This window comes from Streptococcus mitis (assembly GCF_003942695.1).
In the GTDB taxonomy this organism is placed as follows: domain Bacteria; phylum Bacillota; class Bacilli; order Lactobacillales; family Streptococcaceae; genus Streptococcus; species Streptococcus mitis_BD.
In genome coordinates this window covers 115,256-134,365 of sequence record NZ_RJNU01000001.1, presented here as the reverse complement: position 1 = coordinate 134,365, position 19,110 = coordinate 115,256, and the positions used below count along the sequence as shown (strand labels likewise).

The window sequence follows — 19,110 nt, the reverse complement described above, 5'->3', positions numbered from 1 at the left end:
TTGACTCCTTCTTCTCTCTATCCTTTAAAAGTCACAATGGTGGCGCCACTGCCTCCAGCATTTTGTGGAGCATAGCCGAAACTCTTGACATGCTTGTTTCTTTGCAGATATTTGGTGACGCCCTCACGGATGACTCCTGTTCCGATACCATGGATGATGTCGACTTGCGCCATGTTATTGAGCAGGGCTTGGTCGATAAAGGCGTCCAGCTCATTCATGGCCTCTTCGTACCGTTTGCCACGAAGATCCAGTCTGGCTTGCGGACCACGACCAGAAGCTCGTTTGATAACATTGACTTGTTTTTTCTTGACTGGGGCTTCTTGTTGGTTCTGAACAAGGTCAAATTCTTTCTCTTCCAAGGTCATCTTGATCAAACCAACTTGGGCTTCCCAGCGACCGTCCTTAAGCTGATTGGTCAAGGTTCCACGTTGTCCATAACTGAGGACCACAATATCATCCCCCACCTTTGGAGTCCGTTTTTTCTTGGCCTTTTGAAGGACCTTGTTTTTAGACAAGTCCACTTTTTCAGGAGCCAGTTTTTTCAGCTCAGCCTTGGCTTCAATGATTTCGTGGGGTTTAAGTTGAGACTTACTGTGGAGGTTCTTGAGAATCTGGTCACTCTCACTTAGAGCGAGTTCCACAATCTCAGCAGCCTGTTCACGCGCCTTGTTGAGCTCAGTTTCCTTTTCACGATTGAGCTCGTTATAGAGTTTTTTGAGTGCTCGGTTCATCTTGAGGTTTTCTTGCTCCACCTCACGAATATTGTCCAAGCGTTTACGGCTTTCAAGCGTTTGCTCTTCCAATTGTTCAATGATACGGTTGACGTCATTATCTTGATTGACCTGCTGGCTGGCATCTCCTACGATGACATCTGACAGTCCTAGGCGTTTGGCAATTTCAAAGGCATTGCTTCGACCAGGAACTCCCTGCATAAAGCGATAGGTCGGACGCAGGCTGGCTGTATCAAACTCCATACTGGCATTTTGCACAAAGGCTGTCTCAATACCGTAGGCCTTGAGCTCTGGATAGTGGGTCGTCGCCATGGTCTTGACCTGACGGAGACGAAGATCCTCCAAAATAGCCATAGCGAGGGCTGCCCCTTCCTGCGGATCGGTACCTGCCCCAAGCTCATCTAGCAATAAGAGCGAGTGCTGATTGACCTTGCCAAGAATATCTACGATATTGGTCATGTGGCTGGAGAAGGTAGACAAGCTTTGTTCGATAGACTGCTCATCCCCAATATCCGCGAAGATTTCCTCGAAAATACCGACACGGCTTCCTTTATCAGCTAAAATGGGCAAGCCTGACTGGGCCATGAGTTGAGTCAAGCCAAGGGTTTTGAGCATGATGGTCTTCCCACCTGTATTGGGACCTGTAATGACAATGGCCGTTAATTCCTTGCCAAAGTGTACATCGTTTGCAACAGCATTTTTGACCAAAGGATGGCGAACATGAAGGAGTTGAATTTCTTGATTCTCTGAAAGTTGAGGAACAACTGCTTGTCTTTCTTGGATGAAACGCACCTTGGCACGAATCAAGTCTAAATGGCCGATAATCCAAGCGTCATTAGCAATCTCAGCAGCATGAGGGCGGACGCGTTCTGATAGCTCCTGCAGAATACGAATCATCTCATAGCGTTCGTCAGCTCGTAGACTAGCGATTTCTTCGCTCAGCTTGACGACCTCACGTGGCTCGATATAGACCGTATTACCACTAGCAGAGATGTCATGGACAACACCTGCAATCTTGTTACGATAGGTGTTCTTGACAGGTAAAACCTGACGACCATTTCTGCTAGCGATTATGCCTTCGGTCAACATCTGTGCTTTTTGCTTGAGCAAGTCTTGCAAGACATCTCGAACTTGACTCTCACTATCATGGATTTTCCGACGGATGCGTGCTAGCTCTTCACTGGCGAAATTTTCGATAAATCCTGCATCATTTAGGGATTGAAGACTCCCTTGCAAGTGTGGAAAATCATGCAGTTTTTCAAACCATCTCGCCAACTGCTCCAAGCGTACATTTTCAAGATTGGCATAAAAACCTTGCAACTCTCTGCTAGCAAGTAAGACTCGTTTAAGGAGTAGGAACTCCTCAATACTGAGGTCCGCCCCCATCTCCAGACGCTTACAAATCGCTGAAATCTCACGTGTCGCTAGGATGGTAAAGTGAGGTTGCTCCACAAAAAGCGCCTGCATTTCCTCCATCTCTGTAAAGGCTTGTTTGATCTTTTCCACCTTTGCAGTTGGAGCCAAGCCTTTTAACTCCTCTAGTCCTTGTTCTGTCAGGAGATGAGGTTCAAACAAGGCTTTGATTTTATTGAATTCTAAGGTTTCTAGTATTTTTGTATTCATATTTTTTCCTTGTGTATTTGTTTACAAAATCGTAGCAACTAGAGGTTTTTGACCTAGTCCTCCAATCTGTAAACAAAGGGCTAGGAAAAATCCCGCCCTTTTTATCCGATTAAATTTGTCACCCAGAGTTGTTTGATAAGGTTTGTCGTAAAAGGGATACTTTGGATGATGTGTTTAGCTACGATACTTTTTTCAAGTGAATTTTGAATGACTGCCAGAGGCACAGTTGCAAGAATGGTCAAAGCCATCTGCAAGACGAATAAGGTTACCAATAGCGACAAAGCCCCCGCACTAACCCGGAACCACTTGCCACCTAGTGTTTTAACTGGAATCAAATGTAGAAACAAACCGATAAAACGTCCGATAGTGTAGCAAATCCCGAAAACTAGAAGGTAGGCCAGCCCCGCATAAAAGACCTTGTCTAGATGAAAAAGCTGGGCTGAAGGGAAGAAAAAGGTACCCTGTCCTTCCTGAGGATTGGCATAAGGAACAAGCAAGTGAAATTGATCTCCCAGCGATTTATAAAACTGCCCAGCAATAAAGGCTGAAATCACTGCCACGAGGAAATAATAAACTTGCAGCACCAAACCTCTACGGTAGCCGATGTAACCCCCCCAAGCTAGAACCAGTAAGAGAAGGATCGAAATCATAGGGAATCCTCAATCTTGCTCTGCTCTTGCTTGACAGCCACTAGCTTATTTCGAAGGTCTTTAAGCTCCTGCTCCTTATCGTCAAACTCAATCTCACGACTAAGCTGCGTCGATAGGCTGTTAATCGCTAAAAGGAGGGCAATGGTTTCATCATCCGCTCCAGGCATTTGTTCCTTAATTGCTTGGTATTTTTCAGTCGCAACCTTGGCAATTTCCTCCATAAAGAGGTTGTCATGCTCGGTTGTCAAGGTTAATGTCTTTTTCCCGAATGTAAACTTATATCGATTTAGATTTGCCATAAAATTCACCTCACGATATTATACCAAATTTCGCTAATTTTGTCAGTTTTTACCAATTCTCCTGCTTTTGTGGTACAATAGAGACTATGGCAAGTATCACACTCACACCAAGTGAACAGGAAATTCAGAGCTTTTTAAGCCAGTATCAGAAGGCTCTCAGTCCTAGTAAAAATCCTTATATTCGCTATTTTTTGCGACTGCATCAGGTAACAGTTTCCATCTATACTTCTGGAAAAGTCCTCCTGCAGGGCGAAGCTGCTGAGCAATACGCCAGTTTCTTTGGCTATCAAGTTGTAGAGGAAAACAGTGGACAAGATTTTCCTATGATTGGGACTGATGAGGTGGGAAATGGTTCCTACTTTGGTGGGCTTGCTGTCGTGGCTTCCTTCGTGACACCTGACCAGCATGACTTCTTACGAAAACTGGGTGTGGGGGATTCAAAGACCCTAACAGATCAAAAGATTCGTCAGATTGCCCCTATCCTTAAGGAAAAAATCCAGCATCAAGCGCTCCTCCTTTCACCGAGCAAGTACAACGAAGTTATCGGAGAGCGTTACAATGCTGTTTCTGTAAAGGTTGCCCTTCACAATCAGGCCATCTTTCTCCTGCTTCAAAAAGGAGTCCAGCCAGAAAAAATCGTGATTGATGCTTTTACAAGCGCTAAAAACTATGACAAGTACTTGGCGCAAGAAGCCAACCTTTTTCCAAACAAAATTAGCTTAGAAGAAAAAGCCGAGGGAAAATACCTGGCTGTTGCGGTTAGCTCTATCATCGCGCGGGATCTCTTCCTCGAAAACTTGGAAAATCTTGGACGAGAACTAGGCTATCAACTGCCAAGCGGCGCAGGAACTGCTTCTGATAAGGTTGCTAGCAAAATCCTTCAAGCCTATGGCATGAAAGGGCTCAACTTCTGTGCCAAGCTTCATTTTAAAAATACTGAAAAAGCCAAAGCACTTCTAGAAAGGTAAATTATGAATTATTTTAAAACATTTCTAAAAGAGTGGGGACTTACGTTCCTTATCATTATACTCGTTGGTCTCAGTCGTCTCTTTCTCTGGACCAATGTCCGTGTGGAAGGACACTCTATGGACCCGACTCTAGCTGATGGAGAGATTCTCTTTGTCGTCAAACACCTCCCTATCAACCGTTTTGACATTGTAGTTGCCCATGAAGATGATGGAAATAAAGACATCGTTAAACGCGTCATCGGCATGCCCGGAGATACCATTCGCTACGAAAACGACAAGCTCTTTATCAACAATCAAGAAACCGACGAACCTTACCTAGCAGACTACCTCCAACAGTTTAAAAATGACAAACTTCAGAGCACCTATTCAGGGAAAGGCTTTGAAGGGGATAAGGGTGTCTATTTTAGAAGCCTTGCTCAGAAAGCTCAGGCCTTTACTGTTGATGTAAATTTCAACACCAGCTTCAGCTTTACCGTACCCGAGGGTGAGTACCTCCTCCTTGGAGATGACCGTTTGGTTTCTAGCGACAGTCGCCATGTTGGAACCTTTAAAGCCAGTCAAATCAAAGGAGAAGCCAAATTCCGTTTCTGGCCACTCAACCGTATCGGAATCTTTTAAAACCAGCAACTAGATGCTGTGATAGTCTTTTTGAGTTAGCTTTTAGAATTAGATTGCAACTTGGCAATATCTTGTACCAAGTCCCAAATCAAAGGAAAGCCTAACTGAAAGCTCTATCCCAGCTCTTTTTCTATCAAAAAGGAAATCTATGGAAGTTTATTTTTCAGGCACTATTGAACGCATTATTTTTGAAAATCCCAGCAATTTTTATCGTATCCTCCTCTTAGATATCGAAGATACCAATGCGGAGGACTTTGACGATTTTGAAATCATCGTTACAGGAACCATGGCTGACGTGATTGAGGGCGAAGACTACACCTTTTGGGGACAAATCGTTCAACACTCCAAGTACGGAGAACAACTGCAAATCAGCCGTTATGAGCGGGCAAAACCAACTAAAAAAGGGCTAGTTAAGTACTTTTCGAGTAGCCACTTCAAGGGAATTGGTCTTAAAACGGCTCAAAAAATCGTGGATTGCTATGGTGAAAATACCATAGACGAAATTCTGGAACATCCTGAAAAGCTAGAAGGCATCTCAGGACTCTCTGTCCAAAATCGTGAGGCTTTCCTCTCTACCCTCCGTCTCAACTATGGGACAGAGATGGTCTTGGCAAAACTTGCCAACTACGGCATTCCCAATAAACTAGCCTTTCAGATTCAAGACTTTTACAAGGAAGAAACTCTCGATATTGTCGAAAATTATCCCTACCAGCTGGTCGAGGATATCAAGGGATTGGGCTTTACCATTGCTGACCAATTAGCTGCCGAACTAGGCATCGAAAGCCAAGCTCCCGAGCGCTTCCGTGCTGGCCTTGTCCATAGTCTCTTTCAAGTTTGTATGGATACAGGCGATACCTATATGGAAGCCCGAGACTTGCTGGAACAAACCCTTACTCTCCTCGAGTCTTCCCGTCCTGTAGAACTCGATCCCAGCCAAGTCGCTCAGGAACTCTCCCATCTGATTGAAGAAGACAAGGTTCAGCAGATTGATACCAAAATCTTTGATAACAGCCTCTTTTTCGCTGAGGAAGGCATCCGCAGTCACTTGGTTCGTATCCTTGAAAAAGGAAAGCAGAAAAGTCAGGATTTGGAAACCATTCACAAGCATATCTCTACTGTCGAGCAAGAACTGGGGATTCAGTACGATACCATTCAAAAACAGGCTATCTGCGACGCTATCCAGAACAAGGTCTTTATTCTAACAGGTGGACCTGGTACTGGTAAGACGACTGTTATCAATGGGATTATCGCTGTTTATGCCCTCTTAGAAGGTCTTGACCTCAGGAAAAAAAGCAACCTGCCGATCCTTCTTGCTGCTCCAACTGGTCGAGCAGCTCGACGCATGAATGAATTGACAGGTTTGCCTAGCGCGACCATACACCGTCATTTGGGAATGACGGGTGACGATGATACCAGTCATCTGGAAGATTATCTGGATGCCGACTTCATCATCGTGGATGAGTTTTCTATGGTGGACACTTGGCTAGCCAACCAACTTTTCTCCAACATCTCTTCTAACAGTAAAATTCTCATCGTGGGAGATAGCGATCAGCTACCTTCTGTTAGTCCTGGACAAGTCCTAGCTGACCTGCTCCAGATACCTCTGATCCCTCAGACTCGCTTGGAGCGGATTTACCGTCAGAGCGAAGAATCAACTATCGTTACCTTAGCGAGTCAGATTCGACAGGGAATCTTGCCAGCCGACTTTACCCAGAAAAAGGCCGATCGCTCCTACTTTGAAATCATGAGTAACCATATCCCTGCAACCATTGAGAAAATTCTTGGTGCTGCCCTCAGAAGTGGCATTCCAGCTCGTGATATTCAGGTGCTAGCGCCTATGTATCGAGGAACTGCTGGTATTGACGCCATCAACCAACTCATGCAAGACCTGCTCAATCCTCAGCAAAAGGGGCAAGTTAGCTTTGAAGCAACTCAGTGTTACTATCGAACAGGGGACAAGGTCATTCACCTAGTCAACGACGCTGAAGTCAATGTCTTTAATGGAGACCTAGGCTACATCACAGATTTGATTCCTGGAAAATACACTGAGTCCAAACAAGACGAGATTGTCATTGATTTTGACGGCAATGAGGTCGTCTACCCACGTAACGAATGGTACAAGATTCGACTGGCCTATGCCATGAGCATCCATAAGTCTCAGGGAAGTGAGTTTCCCGTTGTCATCCTGCCCATCACCAGTGCTAGCAAGCGCATGCTGGAGCGAAATCTCATCTACACAGCTATCACACGTGCCAAGAGCAAGCTTATCCTTCTTGGTGAATTACAGGCCTTTGACTATGCAGTCAAGCATATCGGGACTGCCCGCAAGACCTATCTGATTGAGCGTTTTCAGGACCTGATAGAAAAGACTGACCAAACCAACCCAGCCCCTAGCGAAACGACAAATCATGAGAATTCTCCTCTATCCTACATCCTCACTGAGGAAAACTGGTCTAGCATCCCAGCAATGATCGGAATTACAGATGCAGACCTCAAAGAGATTTTTGGAAAATAGTGCATCAGAAAACCCACCTAGTTAGGTGGGCTTTTTATCATTTAAGATTATTTTACTGTTGCAGTGCTTGTGATCAATTCAACAGCTTTTTTGATTGCGATATCGTGTTTCAACATATCAGCTGAAAGCAAGTTTTGAACTTGTGCCACTTCCATGTTGTAAGTCGCAGCCAATTGTTCGATTTCTTTTTGGATTTCTTCTTCAGTAGCGTCAAATCCTTCAGCTTTGGCAACTGCTTCGATTACAAGGTTAGTCTTCGTACGTGACTCAGCTTCTGCTTCGTATTGTTTGTGAAGGTCTTCTTGAGTAGTTCCAGTGATTTGGAAGTACATGTCAGGGTTGATCCCTTGACGTTGCAAGTTTCCAAGGAATTCATTTACTGAACGGTGAACTTCTTCGTGGATCATTTCTTCTGGAAGTTCTACGATTTCAGCGTTTTCTACAGCTTTATCGATTGCTGCGCCTTCAAGGGCATCTTTGTATGCTTCTTCTTTCGCAGCAGTCAATTCTTTGCGGTATTTTTCTTTCAATTCGTCAAGAGTTTCCACTTCTTCGTCGATGTCTTTTGCAAGTTCATCGTCAAGAGCCGGAACTTCTTTGGCTTTTACTTCGTGGATAGTTGTCACGAATTTAGCTTCTTTACCTGCAAGGTCTTCTGCTTGGTAGTCTTCTGGGAATGTTACAACTACATCAACAGTTTCGCCAGCTGAGTGACCAACCAATTGGTCTTCAAAACCAGGGATGAATTGTCCTGAACCAAGTCCAAGTGAGAAGTTTTCACCTTTTCCACCGTCAAATTCAACACCGTCGATAGAACCAACGAAGTCGATAACAACAGTATCGCCATTTTCAGCAGCAGCTTCCTTGATAACCAATTCAGCCAAGTTGTTGCGTTCGCGTTCGATACGCTCTTCAACGTCAGCGTCTGTTACTTCTTTTTCTACATCTACTGATACTTCAAGGTTTTTGTAGTCACCCAATTTTACTTCAGGTTTTGTCACGACTTCAGCAGTGATAACCCAGTCTTGACCTTTTTCCATTGAAGTTACGTCAATTTTTGGTTGCGCAACCACTTCAAGACCAGCTTCTTTTACAGCTGCTTCATAAGCGTTTGGCAAAAGAGCGTTCAACACATCTTGGTAAAGTGTTTCTTCACCAAATTTTTTATCGAAGATAGGACGTGGAAGGTGACCTTTACGGAAACCTGGAACGTTAAGAGTTTTCTTTACTGAGTTGAAGACACGATCCACTTCTGGTTTGATCTGGCCTTGAGAGATTGTGAAAGTCAAGACACCACGGTTTGTTTCTTTGTTTTCAAATGATACAGACATTCTGTCATTTCTCCTTAAAATTTTTAAATACAGTCTATTATAACATAAACGAGCGACTTTTTTCAAGTAATGAATACGCTTTTCAACGATGCTAAAGGTACTTGCTGGCTTCCTTGATACTGAGTTCAGCCATTCTCTTCTTATTTTTTTCAATAAAACGTGCTACCCATTCGGGATTGGTTTTAGAGTAGTCTCTTAGAGCCCAGCCGATGGCTTTGTTGATAAAAAATTCTGTCTGGTCCAGATTGTTGAGCAGAATCTTTCCCATCAGTTGGACATTTGTTTTCTCTTTTCTTAACAACTGGTGGTCAATAGCGACTCGTCTCAGCCAGATATTGTCTGAGAGGCTCCATTTTAAAATCACTTCTTCAAGTTCTGGATGGTCGGCTACCAAACTTCCTACTACTCGATCTAGGATATCTACCGTGTCCCACCAAGACTTAGTCACGACCAGGCGCTCAAGCTTAGGCAAATCCTCCTTCGTTAGATAAGACTGCATGGTTTTCAAATAGTTAGCAGCCACATATTGGTATTCTCTAGATTCCTTTTCCCAGCAAGTGTCTACAAAATCCCAATCGATAATTCTTGTTTTTTTCGCTTCTGGAAAATACTTTTTATAGAGTGCATTTCTTTCAGGACCTGCAATACCTAAAAAGAGAAATTGATGACGCATATAGGCTTCCATTGGGCCCGCTTTTTCAGGATCTTTTGCTGCTTCTAACTCCCCAAGTAAATCTGCAAGACTCATCTAAAAGTCCTCCTGCCTGACCAAGTGGTGCTGGAAGGCATAGACCGCAGCTTGAGTTCGATCGCTGACCTCAAGTTTGGCAAGAATGTTGGACACGTGGGTCTTGACCGTCTTGAGAGAGATAAAGAGTTCATCTGCGATGCGCTGATTTTCGTAGCCCTTGGCGATCAGTTGAAGCACGTCTCGTTCACGAGCAGTCAATTCCTCATGAAGCTCGATATGATTGCGGTGGTATTCGACCTTCTTGCTGACCTCTTGTTCAATGGCCAGCTCTCCAGCAGCCACCTTGCGGACAGCGTGGAGCAATTCATCTGCACTAGAAGTCTTGAGCATATAACCTTTGGCACCCGCATTCAAGACTGGCATGATTTTTTCATTGTCCAAGTAAGAGGTGACAATCAAAATCTTGGCTTCAGGCCATTCTTTGAGGATGGTCAAGGTCGCGTCAATCCCATTCATCTCAGGCATGACGATATCCATGACAATGACATCTGGACGCAATTTCAAAGCTAAGTCAATGCCTTGAGCCCCATTGGCAGCTTCGCCCACAACTTCTACATCGTCTTGGAGATCAAAATAGCTTTTCAAGCCCAATCGAACCATTTCATGGTCATCTACCAGTAAAATTTTCATCTCTACTCCTTATAATTCCTTATCTAACAAGGGAATACGGATATCAACCGCCAGTCCTTGCTTAGGTGCTGTCAAGAGTTGAACCGTTCCTGCCATATCTTCGACCCGCTCCTTGATATTTCGCAGTCCATAACTCAAGTCATCTAAGCTCCCTAACTGGAAACCAATTCCATTGTCCACCACCTTCAGTTGCACTTCAACATCTGTCTGATAGAGATATACATCGAGACAAGATGCCTGGGCATGGCGAAGGGTATTGCTGATCAACTCCTGCAAAATGCGGAAGATATGTTCTTCAATCTTCTTGGGCAATTTAGACACATTCTGCTTGAGACTAACCTTGAGATCACTCTTGTCCTCTAGCTCTTTTAAGAGAATTTGAATCCCCTCAATCAAACTCTTCTCTTCCAACTCCACTGGGCGTAAATGTAGGAGCAAGACCCGCAAATCTTTCTGGGCTGTTTCGAGGATGGCTGCGACACTTTGCAACTGGGTCTGCATCTTTTCTCTATCCAGCTTCAAAGCCTGCTGACTGACACCTGATAAAATCATATGGGCTGCAAACAACTCCTGACTAACTGTATCATGCAGGTCACGTGCAATCCGCTTCCGTTCTTTCTCGATGATTTCTTCTTCCTTGACCAGGCTTTGATTTTCAGCCTTTTGAACAGCCTCTGTCAAGAGGTTGAGCTTGCCAGACAAGGACTTAAAACTGGCGTCCAAGTCTGGATCTGCAAAGGAAATTACCTCTTTTCCTGCTAGCAGTCGCTTGAGATTAACCTGAATTTTTCTGCGAGAGATTTCTTCTATCACGCGCCAAAAGAGGACAAAAAAGAAGGTCATGGAAAGGCTAAAGACCAAGATTAAGAAGATTAACTTCTCTGTTTTCTCAATATCTTGTAGTAAATAGGACCAGTCTAGTTCAAAAATATCAAGTAGACTATTGGTCAAAAAGAGGATAAAGAGGAAAGAAGTCAGCCCAATTAACAGATACGATTGCTTTTTCATCCTCTGACCACCTCCACATCTCCAATCATAGTAGTTAGGAAAATCTTGACACTCTTGTTACTCTTGAGGTAGTCTCTGGTTTCCTGATGATAGTGTTCATTGCGGAGGGCTCGCTTGGGTTGATGGAGGAAAGTTAGATCTCCATAGAGGCAGTTGACACTGAGGCTGATTTCCACATCTACAGGTACGATAATCCTAGTCGTTCCGATCATCTTTCTAAGGATAATGACATTGTCATGATTGGTTAGGATAACTCTTTCCAAATGAATGGTGTCCTTGCCCATGAGGCGAAAGAGATTGATATCATCAAACTGACAGGTCTGGTGACTAGAGAAATGATGGAGATTGCCAAACCAACGATTCTTTTCATTTTTAACCGTCACCACCTCTTCAAAGACCAAATCGGTCTCCTCTCTTTCTTGATTCATCATTGGATAGAGAAGAAAGAGACTGTAGATCACCGCTACAAAGATAGCTAAAATCACAAAGGGATTGAGCATGACAATGAAAAAGAAAAGAATAGTCGCCACAAGGAGGAGAAAGTTGTTGCCCTCTTTGCCTGCATAATAGCGTATCAGGAGAAGAAAGAGGAATAAAATCAGCAGAAAACGCGAAAAATGCTCTGATACCATCAAAATCAGAGCTCCCGTCAGTAGACAGGCTTCGATAAATAAAAAGATTTGAAATTTTTTCATAGATGCATCCTCTCCCTTCTATTTTATCACAATTCAAAAAAGTCACCTCGGTCTGAGGATGGAAAAAAGGCGTTGACAAAGAGAGACAAAAAAGGGCGGGATTCTTGTCCCGACCTCTCTACATCTGATCTTTTGCTTCTTTTAGTTTACCATAAAGAATGTAGTCTACGTTTTGCAGATCTGCTATGGTTGCACAATTAAGGGCACACATGATCAAACGCAGATCTTCTTTCCAGCCTTGGATGATGCTAATCACTTCCTCGACCGAGTAGGTTTCAACCAATTCTAGAACGGTTCGAGACAGTCCTACAGCCTTGGCTCCAAAGACGAGACATTTGATAATGTCGAGTGGATGGCGAACACCTCCACTAACCAAGAGTTGGACCTTGTCTTTCCAGTTTTGAGCATTGAGAAGGGCTTGCATAGTGGACTGCCCCCACTGATTGAGGTAATCACGCTGACCACTGCGACGGTTTTCGATATAGGCAAAGCTGGTGCCACCACGACCTGACAGGTCAAAGGTTCGAACACCCAGTTCATAGGCTCTTTCGATGGTCTTCACATCCATCCCAAAGCCCACTTCCTTTAAAACGATAGAAACAGGGATTTGCTTGCTATAATCTGCTAGATGCGATTGCCAGCTTCTAAACTTCCTTTCTCCCTCGGGCATGAGCAATTCCTGCATAACATTGACATGCACTTGCAGGAGGACCGGATCCATTGCTTGCACAGTCTGAAGTCCTAGGTCAACAGGCTTATCCAATCCAATATTGGTTCCAAGGAGGAGCTTTGGATAGCTAGATTTGACAGAAAAAGAGTCATCTGTAGAATCCTTGAGGGCTGCGCTGTAAGACCCCGTTACAAACAAAACCCCACAGGCTTCTGCCACCTGAGCCAGCTTTTGATTGATTTCTTTACCTTTTTCGCTCCCACCTGTCATGGCATTGATATAAAAAGGAAAGTCCCACTTTCGACCTGCAAATTCTGTAGACAAATCAATCTCATCTAGGTCATAGAGCGGTAGTGAAGAGTGGATTAACTCAACCTCATCAAAGCTATTATAGAAACTTTTCTGCTCAAGGGCATAGCGGATATGCTCGTCCTTACGATTTGTCGTCATGTCCTATCCTTTCTTGGTATAAGAGCTCAATCCCCAGATCGGCCCAACGATTTTTTAAAGCTTCAGTTGATTGCTCATCAAAACTCAAGGCAATCCCACAGTCACCGCCACCAGCGCCACTACTCTTGGCAACAGCCAGCAAATCTTGACTGGCTTCTTTCAACTGTCTCAGCGAAGGCGTGTAAATGTCTGTGCTCAAGCCTTCTAAAAGTTGGCTGGCTACTTCTACTTGCTCGATGATTTTTTCTGCTTTCCCCTGCTCCAAGGCTTCTACCAAAGCAGACACCGTTGCTTTCGAGGAAGTTAAAAAATTCTGGTCTATGTTTTGTTTGATTTGTTGGACCATATCACTAGACACCGCTACTTGCTTGGTCCATCCCACTAGGAAATCACATTCTAGACCTGGTTTTACTTGTGAGATAGAAAAGCTCCAATCACGCTCCAAAACTGTCGCCAAGTTTTCTTCTTCCAACCACGTAGCTATCTTCTTTCGATCAAACGACTGGTAGAGAACCAAATCCTCTGCCACGATACAGGCAAGGTCTCCCATGGAACCATTGTCACCTCGCTTGAGCAAGACCGCGCTAGCCAGCTTGAACAAGAGTTCCTGATCAACCGTAATATTATACAGAGACAGTATGGCCTTGATAACCAAGACAACGACGCTACCACTAGAACCCAGACCAAACTTTTTCCCTTCTCGTTCCATTTTTCCACGGATTTCCAAAGAGAAAGATCGCAAAGTCTGACCGCGAACAGCGAGGAAGTCATCCATCAAAGCGATCGTTTCTTGAATCAAGCTATAGGCAGGATTTGGCGTCAAGTCCACTGCGAAATCAAACATATCTGAATAGATACGGTAGTTGTCAGAAAAGGCAATCTCTCCCCTCATATAGATAGGTATCGCCTTTATCAAGGCCAACTGCCCTGGCTCTAGAATAGCATACTCCCCTGCCAAATAAAGCTTTCCGCAAGTTTTAACAGCAATCATCTTGGTTCAAATCCTTTGTTTTCGACACAATCAAGCGGTAACGTTGACCGAAGATTTCTGATAAATGCTCCAAGTCTTTCTCCTGACAGAGGACCTTGACATTGGGACCAGCATCCATAGTAAAGTAGCAGGCTTCTCCCTGCTCACGAAGCTGGCGGACAAAGTCCATCGCTTCATAGGACGCATCCGTCAGATATGAAAAGGCTGGCGATGCTGTTTTGGTCGTAGCATGCATAGCAAGGGCATTTTTCTCCGTTAGTTCCCCAACCTTTGCAAAATCATTCTCTTTGAGATAAACCAGCATATCTTGATAGTCCTTCTCAGACTGACGCACCCAGTCATCAAAAGTCGTCGAGGTTTCCACACAAAGTTTCATACCATCACGGCTAGAAATTGGTTTTTTCTTGTCCTCCAGCACCAACATAATCATAGCTAGTTTCAGGTCTGTCTCTACAGGGTAAATTTCCCCACTATCCTTATCCCAGGCACCCAGTGGTCCATAAAAACTGCGGGAGGAAGAACCTGAGGCAAACTTAGCCTCCTGCGCCAACTGGCTCCGATTCAAACCAAGCTTGAAATAAGTATTACATGCCTTGACCAAGGCGGACAAACCACTAGAACTGGATGACAAGCCAGCCGCAGTAGGCATGTTGTTTTGGGTATCGATTCGGACAAATCCCTCACCATCTGGACGGTAGCGGTCAATAATCTTACTCATCTTAGCATGCTCAGCCTCATTTTGTAGCTGACCATTGATATAAAAGGCATCAGCAGTCGCATCCGTCGGTAGAGGCGACAAGGTCGTCTCTGTGTACATGTTTTCCAAAGTCAGAGAGATGCTGCTAGTAGCAGGAACCATCTCTTTTTCTTTTTTCTTTCCCCAATATTTGATAATGGCAATATTTGCGTAGGAACGTACTGTTACAGGCTTTCGATCCATGTCTGAACAGCTCCTTTCTCTTCTAATCGTTTTGCTAGTTCTTGTGCTTGACCTAGATTGGCTACCAAGGCGATGATACAGCCTCCTAGCCCACCCCCACTCATCTTGGCACCTAGAGCACCATGGCTAAGAGCCGTTGCAACAAGGGAGTCTGCTTCAGGGCTACTGACACCAATTTCCTTTAGATGTAAATGCGCCTGACTGAGGATTTGTCCCAGTTTTTCAGCATCTTTTTGTCTGATCACCTCTTCTGCCTGCTGAGTCAATTCTCCCAAGGCATGCAAAAACGGTAGGGCATCCTTGCCCTTACTTTGAACCACTTGGATGGCTTCACGAGTGTGACCATAAACGCCTGTATCAGCAATCACCAAATAGGCCGATAGATCCATCTCAAGCTCTGTAAATCCTACATTCTTGATAAAGCGAATTGGTTGGTCACTGAGACAGGTCTTGGCATCCAACCCGCTCGGATTCATATGGGCAATCATCTCAGCCCGATTGACCAAGATTTCTAATATATCCTGAGGCAGGTCAGCTTGATAGTAGTCAAAAACAGCTCGAATGGCCGCTATGCTAATAGCCGCTGACGAACCCATTCCCCGTTTTTCAGGGATAGCCGAGTCAATCTCACAGCGAATGCAAGCTTCTTTGATATCCAAATACTCCAGCGAAGCATAAACTGCCATGGACAAAGTATCCTCCTCATAGAGACGCCACGGGCTTTCAGCAGGTATCACCTTACAAGTCACTTCCACCTCTAAAAGAGGTAGGGAAATGGCAGGATAGCCGTAGACTACCGCATGCTCCCCTATTAAAATAATCTTACTATGTGCCTGACCGACACCAACTTTTTTTGTCATGTTTTCCTTCAACTAGACGAAAAGACCGTCTTACTTTTCATACAGTAGTATTTTCTCCTATCTATTTTATTATATTTTCACAAAAAAAGCGATTGTTTCCTTCACAATCGCCTCTTTCATTATTGGACCCATTCGCCATTATAGTTGACGTAGTAGCCATCCACTCTTGTACTAACTGCTAAAGCGCCTGAGCTATAAGCATAGTACCATTTGCCATTGACCTGGAACCAACCTGTCTTCATGTCACCATTATTTGCATGTAGGTAATACCAAGTCGAACCATCCTTAATCCAACCAGTTGCCATAGCTCCTGATGGACGGAGATAGTACCACTTGTTACCGACATAAGCCCAGCCTGTCTTCATATCTCCATTTTTAGCATCTAGATAATACCAAGTCGAACCATCTTTAATCCAACTAGTTGCCATAGCTCCCGATGAGCGGAGGTAGTACCACTTATTACCTAGATATTGCCAACCAGTTTGCATAATACCAGTTGTTGGATCTAGGTAATACCAAGTCGAATCATCGTTTATCCAACCCGCACGTCTTTCACCACCAAGGTAGTCTTTCCCTGAATGACCTGTTTTTGCTAGATAGTACCAGTTAGATTGATCGTAGAGCCAACCTGTTTTTAAAGAATGATCTTCATTAAAGTAATAATTTGCTAATTTAAGAACTTCTGGACCTTCAAAGCCTTCACCATATTTTTTACCAACAGTTAATGAATCTTTAACCTCTAATTGTTGCCAGCCAACAAATTCTTGTAATACCCCATCTTGATCAAAGTAGTACCATTTATATTGAAGGCCAATTTCGAAAACTGGACGATTATCAAATAAATCATCACGATAACCCGTCCCAGGAATTTCTAAGTATTGCCAGCCGACTACCATTTCTCCATCATCATCAAAATAGTACATTTTACCGTCTATTTTATGCCAATAGATCGCTTTATGGTCATCTTTTATATAGTATTTTCTATTGTCCTTATCAACAAACTGCCCACCTGTGGTATCCGCCAATACTGTATTTGTCGCTAAAAGACCAAGAAAAAACACTGCTAATCCAACTTGCATGATTTTTTTCAATACTTTCATTCCTTGTATCCTCCTGAAACGATTGTAGCAAAGGCCCGACTGTATGTCAATATATAGGAATTCCTCAAAAAAAGCAGTTACACAACTGCAACTGCTTTTCTATTCTTGCATGGTGTAACCAACACCACGCACGGTTTTAATGTAGCTTTTTTGACCTTTTACATCAAGCTTGCTACGTAGATAACGGATATAAACATCCACGATATTGGTTTCTGTCGCACTTTCGTACTTCCAAACACTTTCCAACAACTGCTCACGAGTCAAGACCTTCTTGCTTCCCATGAGAGTGGCCAAAAGGTCATACTCACGGCGCGTCAGAGCAATCATCTCCTCGCCACGATAAACGGTATGATGTTCTACATCCATACGCAAATTGCGGTAAGACGTTGGAACCTTCATCTGACTACAGTGTTGGTCAATGAAGTCCCGACCTCGGAAAATCGCTGAAATACGAGCCACCAGCTGATCAATAATCACTGGCTTATAGATGTAAGAAACGGCGAAGCGCTGGATTGTCTCAATCTGATCTTGCAATTCTTCGCGATGGTCCAAGACCATGATCACTGAGGCTGATTTTGTCCGACTCAGCTTGTCTGCAAAATCCTGGGCAGTCATATCCCCCAGATGAGCATTCAGTAAAATCAAGTCATAATCTGTCTGGAGAGCCATGGAGAGAGCTTTTTGCCCCTCCTCGACCAGATCAACACGGTATTGCTCTTTTTGGAGTTCCAGACTGAGAAAATGAGCGAGATTTCGTTCTTTCTCAAGTAATAAAATCCGTTTCCCCATGGCAGACCTACTTATTTTTCGTCATACCAAGAGTAGTGGAATGTTCCTTCTTTGTCTTTACGTTGGTAAGTGTGGGCACCAAAGTAGTCACGTTGCGCTTGGATCAAGTTAGCAGGAAGGTCAGCTGAACGGTAGCTATCAAAGTAAGTAATAGCTGCTGAGAAGGTTGGCACTGGTACACCAGCTTGAACAGCAAGAGCTACGATATCACGAACTGCTTGTTGGTACTTAGCAGTGACATCCAAGAAGTATTCATCCAAGAGAAGGTTGGCAAGGTCTGCATCACGGTTGTAAGCATCTGTGATCTTTTGCAAGAAACGTGAACGGATGATACAGCCATCACGCCAGATAGATGCGATGTCCGCAAATGGCAAGTTCCAGTTATTTTCTTTAGAAGCCACACGCAATTGGGCAAAACCTTGTGCGTATGAAATGATTTTTGAGAAGTAAAGGGCTTGACGGATCTTTTCGATCAACTCAGCCTTGTCACCTTCAAACTTGAAAGCAGCTGGTTTTGGAAGAACCTTGCTAGCATGCACACGCTCTTCTTTGTATGTAGAGATGTAGCGGGCAAATACTGACTCAGTGATAAGTGACAATGGCACACCAAGGTCAAGTGATGATTGGCTAGTCCATTTACCAGTTCCCTTATTACCTGCGGCATCAAGGATGTAATCTACGATTGGTCCATCTTGACCTTCATCGTCTTTACGGCTCAAGATATCAGCTGTGATTTCGATCAAGTAGCTGTCCAATTCGCCCTTGTTCCACTCAGTAAAGATTTCAGCCATATCTTCTGCAGAAAGGCCAAGCAAGTGTTGCATGAGGTCGTAGCTTTCTGCGATCAATTGCATGTCCCCATACTCGATACCGTTGTGGACCATTTTCACATAGTGACCAGCTCCATCAGGACCGATGTAAGTCACACATGGTTTGCCATCTTCAGGTGCTTTGGCTGAGATTTCTTCAAGAACATCAGCAACCAATTCGTAGGCTTCTTTTTGTCCACCAGGCATGATAGAAGGACCTTCAAGGGCACCTTTTTCACCACCAGAAACCCCTGTACCGATAAAGTTGATACCAGAGTTTGCTAATTCTTCATTACGACGGATGGTATCTTTGTAGAAAGTGTTTCCTCCGTCAATCAAGATATCACCCTTGTCAAGGTGGGGAAGAAGAGCTTGGATAGTTGCGTCTGTACCAGGTCCAGCTTGAACCATGAGCATGATACGACGAGGTTTTTCGATAGATTGAACGAAAGACTCTACATCGTAGCTAGGTACAAAGTTCTTTTCAGGATGGCAAGCAATTACGTCTTCTGTTTTTTCTTTACTACGGTTGTAAATGGCAACTGTATAGCCACGAGATTCGATATTTAGGGCAAGGTTACGACCCATTACGGCCATACCAACAACACCAAAGTTTGCTTTTGTCATGTGACACTCCTCTTGTTTAATATGTTTTATTTTATCATTTTTACCTATGAAAGGA

Annotated in this window: 18 protein-coding genes; 3 read left to right on the top strand and 15 right to left on the bottom strand. The window is 44.0% G+C overall.

Going from position 1 to position 19,110, the window contains the following annotated elements; all coding sequences use genetic code 11:
• Positions 1-17: 17 nt before the first annotated feature.
• The 3 genes from D8852_RS00545 to zapA all read right to left on the bottom strand — a co-directional run bounded on the left by D8852_RS00545 (position 18) and on the right by zapA (position 3,303).
• Positions 18-2,354: an endonuclease MutS2 gene (locus D8852_RS00545; RefSeq protein ID WP_125424828.1), complete on the bottom strand. Its 2,337-nt coding sequence runs from the start codon at positions 2,352-2,354 to the stop codon at positions 18-20.
• 101 nt (positions 2,355-2,455) lie between these two features.
• Entirely contained in the window at positions 2,456-3,004 is a 549-nt protein-coding gene (locus tag D8852_RS00540) for a CvpA family protein (RefSeq protein ID WP_125424829.1), read from the bottom strand.
• Positions 3,001-3,303 (bottom strand): cell division protein ZapA, encoded by a 303-nt coding sequence (gene zapA / locus D8852_RS00535; RefSeq protein WP_000002027.1) that lies wholly within the window; start codon positions 3,301-3,303, stop codon positions 3,001-3,003. Before zapA ends, D8852_RS00540 begins: the two co-directional genes overlap by 4 nt.
• 86 nt (positions 3,304-3,389) lie before the next feature.
• Here zapA and rnhC point away from each other — a divergent pair, with 86 nt between their 5' ends.
• The 3 genes from rnhC to D8852_RS00520 all read left to right on the top strand — a co-directional run bounded on the left by rnhC (position 3,390) and on the right by D8852_RS00520 (position 7,404).
• Positions 3,390-4,271, top strand: a complete 882-nt coding sequence (rnhC, locus tag D8852_RS00530; RefSeq protein ID WP_125424830.1) for a ribonuclease HIII — start codon at positions 3,390-3,392, stop codon at positions 4,269-4,271.
• A 3-nt stretch (positions 4,272-4,274) separates the two neighbouring features.
• Positions 4,275-4,889 (top strand): signal peptidase I, encoded by a 615-nt coding sequence (gene lepB, locus D8852_RS00525; RefSeq protein WP_125424831.1) that lies wholly within the window; start codon positions 4,275-4,277, stop codon positions 4,887-4,889.
• A 148-nt stretch (positions 4,890-5,037) separates the two neighbouring features.
• Positions 5,038-7,404: an ATP-dependent RecD-like DNA helicase gene (locus D8852_RS00520; protein ID WP_125424832.1), complete on the top strand. Its 2,367-nt coding sequence runs from the start codon at positions 5,038-5,040 to the stop codon at positions 7,402-7,404.
• Positions 7,405-7,451: 47 nt separating this feature from the next.
• Here the strand turns inward: D8852_RS00520 and tig are convergent, their stop codons facing one another.
• The 12 genes from tig to gndA all read right to left on the bottom strand — a co-directional run bounded on the left by tig (position 7,452) and on the right by gndA (position 19,055).
• Positions 7,452-8,735, bottom strand: a complete 1,284-nt coding sequence (gene tig / locus D8852_RS00515; RefSeq protein ID WP_125424833.1) for a trigger factor — start codon at positions 8,733-8,735, stop codon at positions 7,452-7,454.
• A gap of 91 nt (positions 8,736-8,826) precedes the next feature.
• A complete protein-coding gene (locus tag D8852_RS00510) occupies positions 8,827-9,483 on the bottom strand; it encodes a DNA alkylation repair protein (RefSeq protein WP_125424834.1) in 657 nt (218 codons plus the stop codon).
• Positions 9,484-10,116, bottom strand: coding sequence for a response regulator transcription factor (locus tag D8852_RS00505; RefSeq protein ID WP_125424835.1), 633 nt, complete (start codon positions 10,114-10,116; stop codon positions 9,484-9,486).
• A 9-nt stretch (positions 10,117-10,125) separates the two neighbouring features.
• Positions 10,126-11,124: a sensor histidine kinase gene (locus D8852_RS00500; protein WP_125424836.1), complete on the bottom strand. Its 999-nt coding sequence runs from the start codon at positions 11,122-11,124 to the stop codon at positions 10,126-10,128.
• On the bottom strand, positions 11,121-11,819 hold the full coding sequence (liaF, locus tag D8852_RS00495; protein ID WP_125424837.1) for a cell wall-active antibiotics response protein LiaF: 699 nt from the start codon (positions 11,817-11,819) through the stop codon (positions 11,121-11,123). Before liaF ends, D8852_RS00500 begins: the two co-directional genes overlap by 4 nt.
• Positions 11,820-11,937: 118 nt before the next feature.
• A complete protein-coding gene (gene fni / locus D8852_RS00490; RefSeq protein WP_125424838.1) occupies positions 11,938-12,939 on the bottom strand; it encodes a type 2 isopentenyl-diphosphate Delta-isomerase in 1,002 nt (333 codons plus the stop codon).
• Positions 12,923-13,930: a phosphomevalonate kinase gene (locus D8852_RS00485; protein ID WP_125424839.1), complete on the bottom strand. Its 1,008-nt coding sequence runs from the start codon at positions 13,928-13,930 to the stop codon at positions 12,923-12,925. The genes fni and D8852_RS00485 overlap by 17 nt, the downstream gene beginning before the upstream one ends.
• Positions 13,917-14,870, bottom strand: a complete 954-nt coding sequence (gene mvaD / locus D8852_RS00480) for a diphosphomevalonate decarboxylase (protein WP_125424840.1) — start codon at positions 14,868-14,870, stop codon at positions 13,917-13,919. Before mvaD ends, D8852_RS00485 begins: the two co-directional genes overlap by 14 nt.
• A complete protein-coding gene (gene mvk, locus D8852_RS00475) occupies positions 14,852-15,730 on the bottom strand; it encodes a mevalonate kinase (protein WP_125424841.1) in 879 nt (292 codons plus the stop codon). Before mvk ends, mvaD begins: the two co-directional genes overlap by 19 nt.
• Positions 15,731-15,849: 119 nt before the next feature.
• Positions 15,850-16,830 (bottom strand): N-acetylmuramoyl-L-alanine amidase family protein, encoded by a 981-nt coding sequence (locus D8852_RS00470; RefSeq protein ID WP_125424842.1) that lies wholly within the window; start codon positions 16,828-16,830, stop codon positions 15,850-15,852.
• 99 nt (positions 16,831-16,929) lie between these two features.
• Entirely contained in the window at positions 16,930-17,619 is a 690-nt protein-coding gene (locus tag D8852_RS00465; RefSeq protein WP_125424843.1) for a response regulator transcription factor, read from the bottom strand.
• Between the two features lie 11 nt (positions 17,620-17,630).
• Positions 17,631-19,055: an NADP-dependent phosphogluconate dehydrogenase gene (gndA, locus tag D8852_RS00460; protein WP_000158802.1), complete on the bottom strand. Its 1,425-nt coding sequence runs from the start codon at positions 19,053-19,055 to the stop codon at positions 17,631-17,633.
• Between the last annotated feature and the right edge of the window lie 55 nt (positions 19,056-19,110).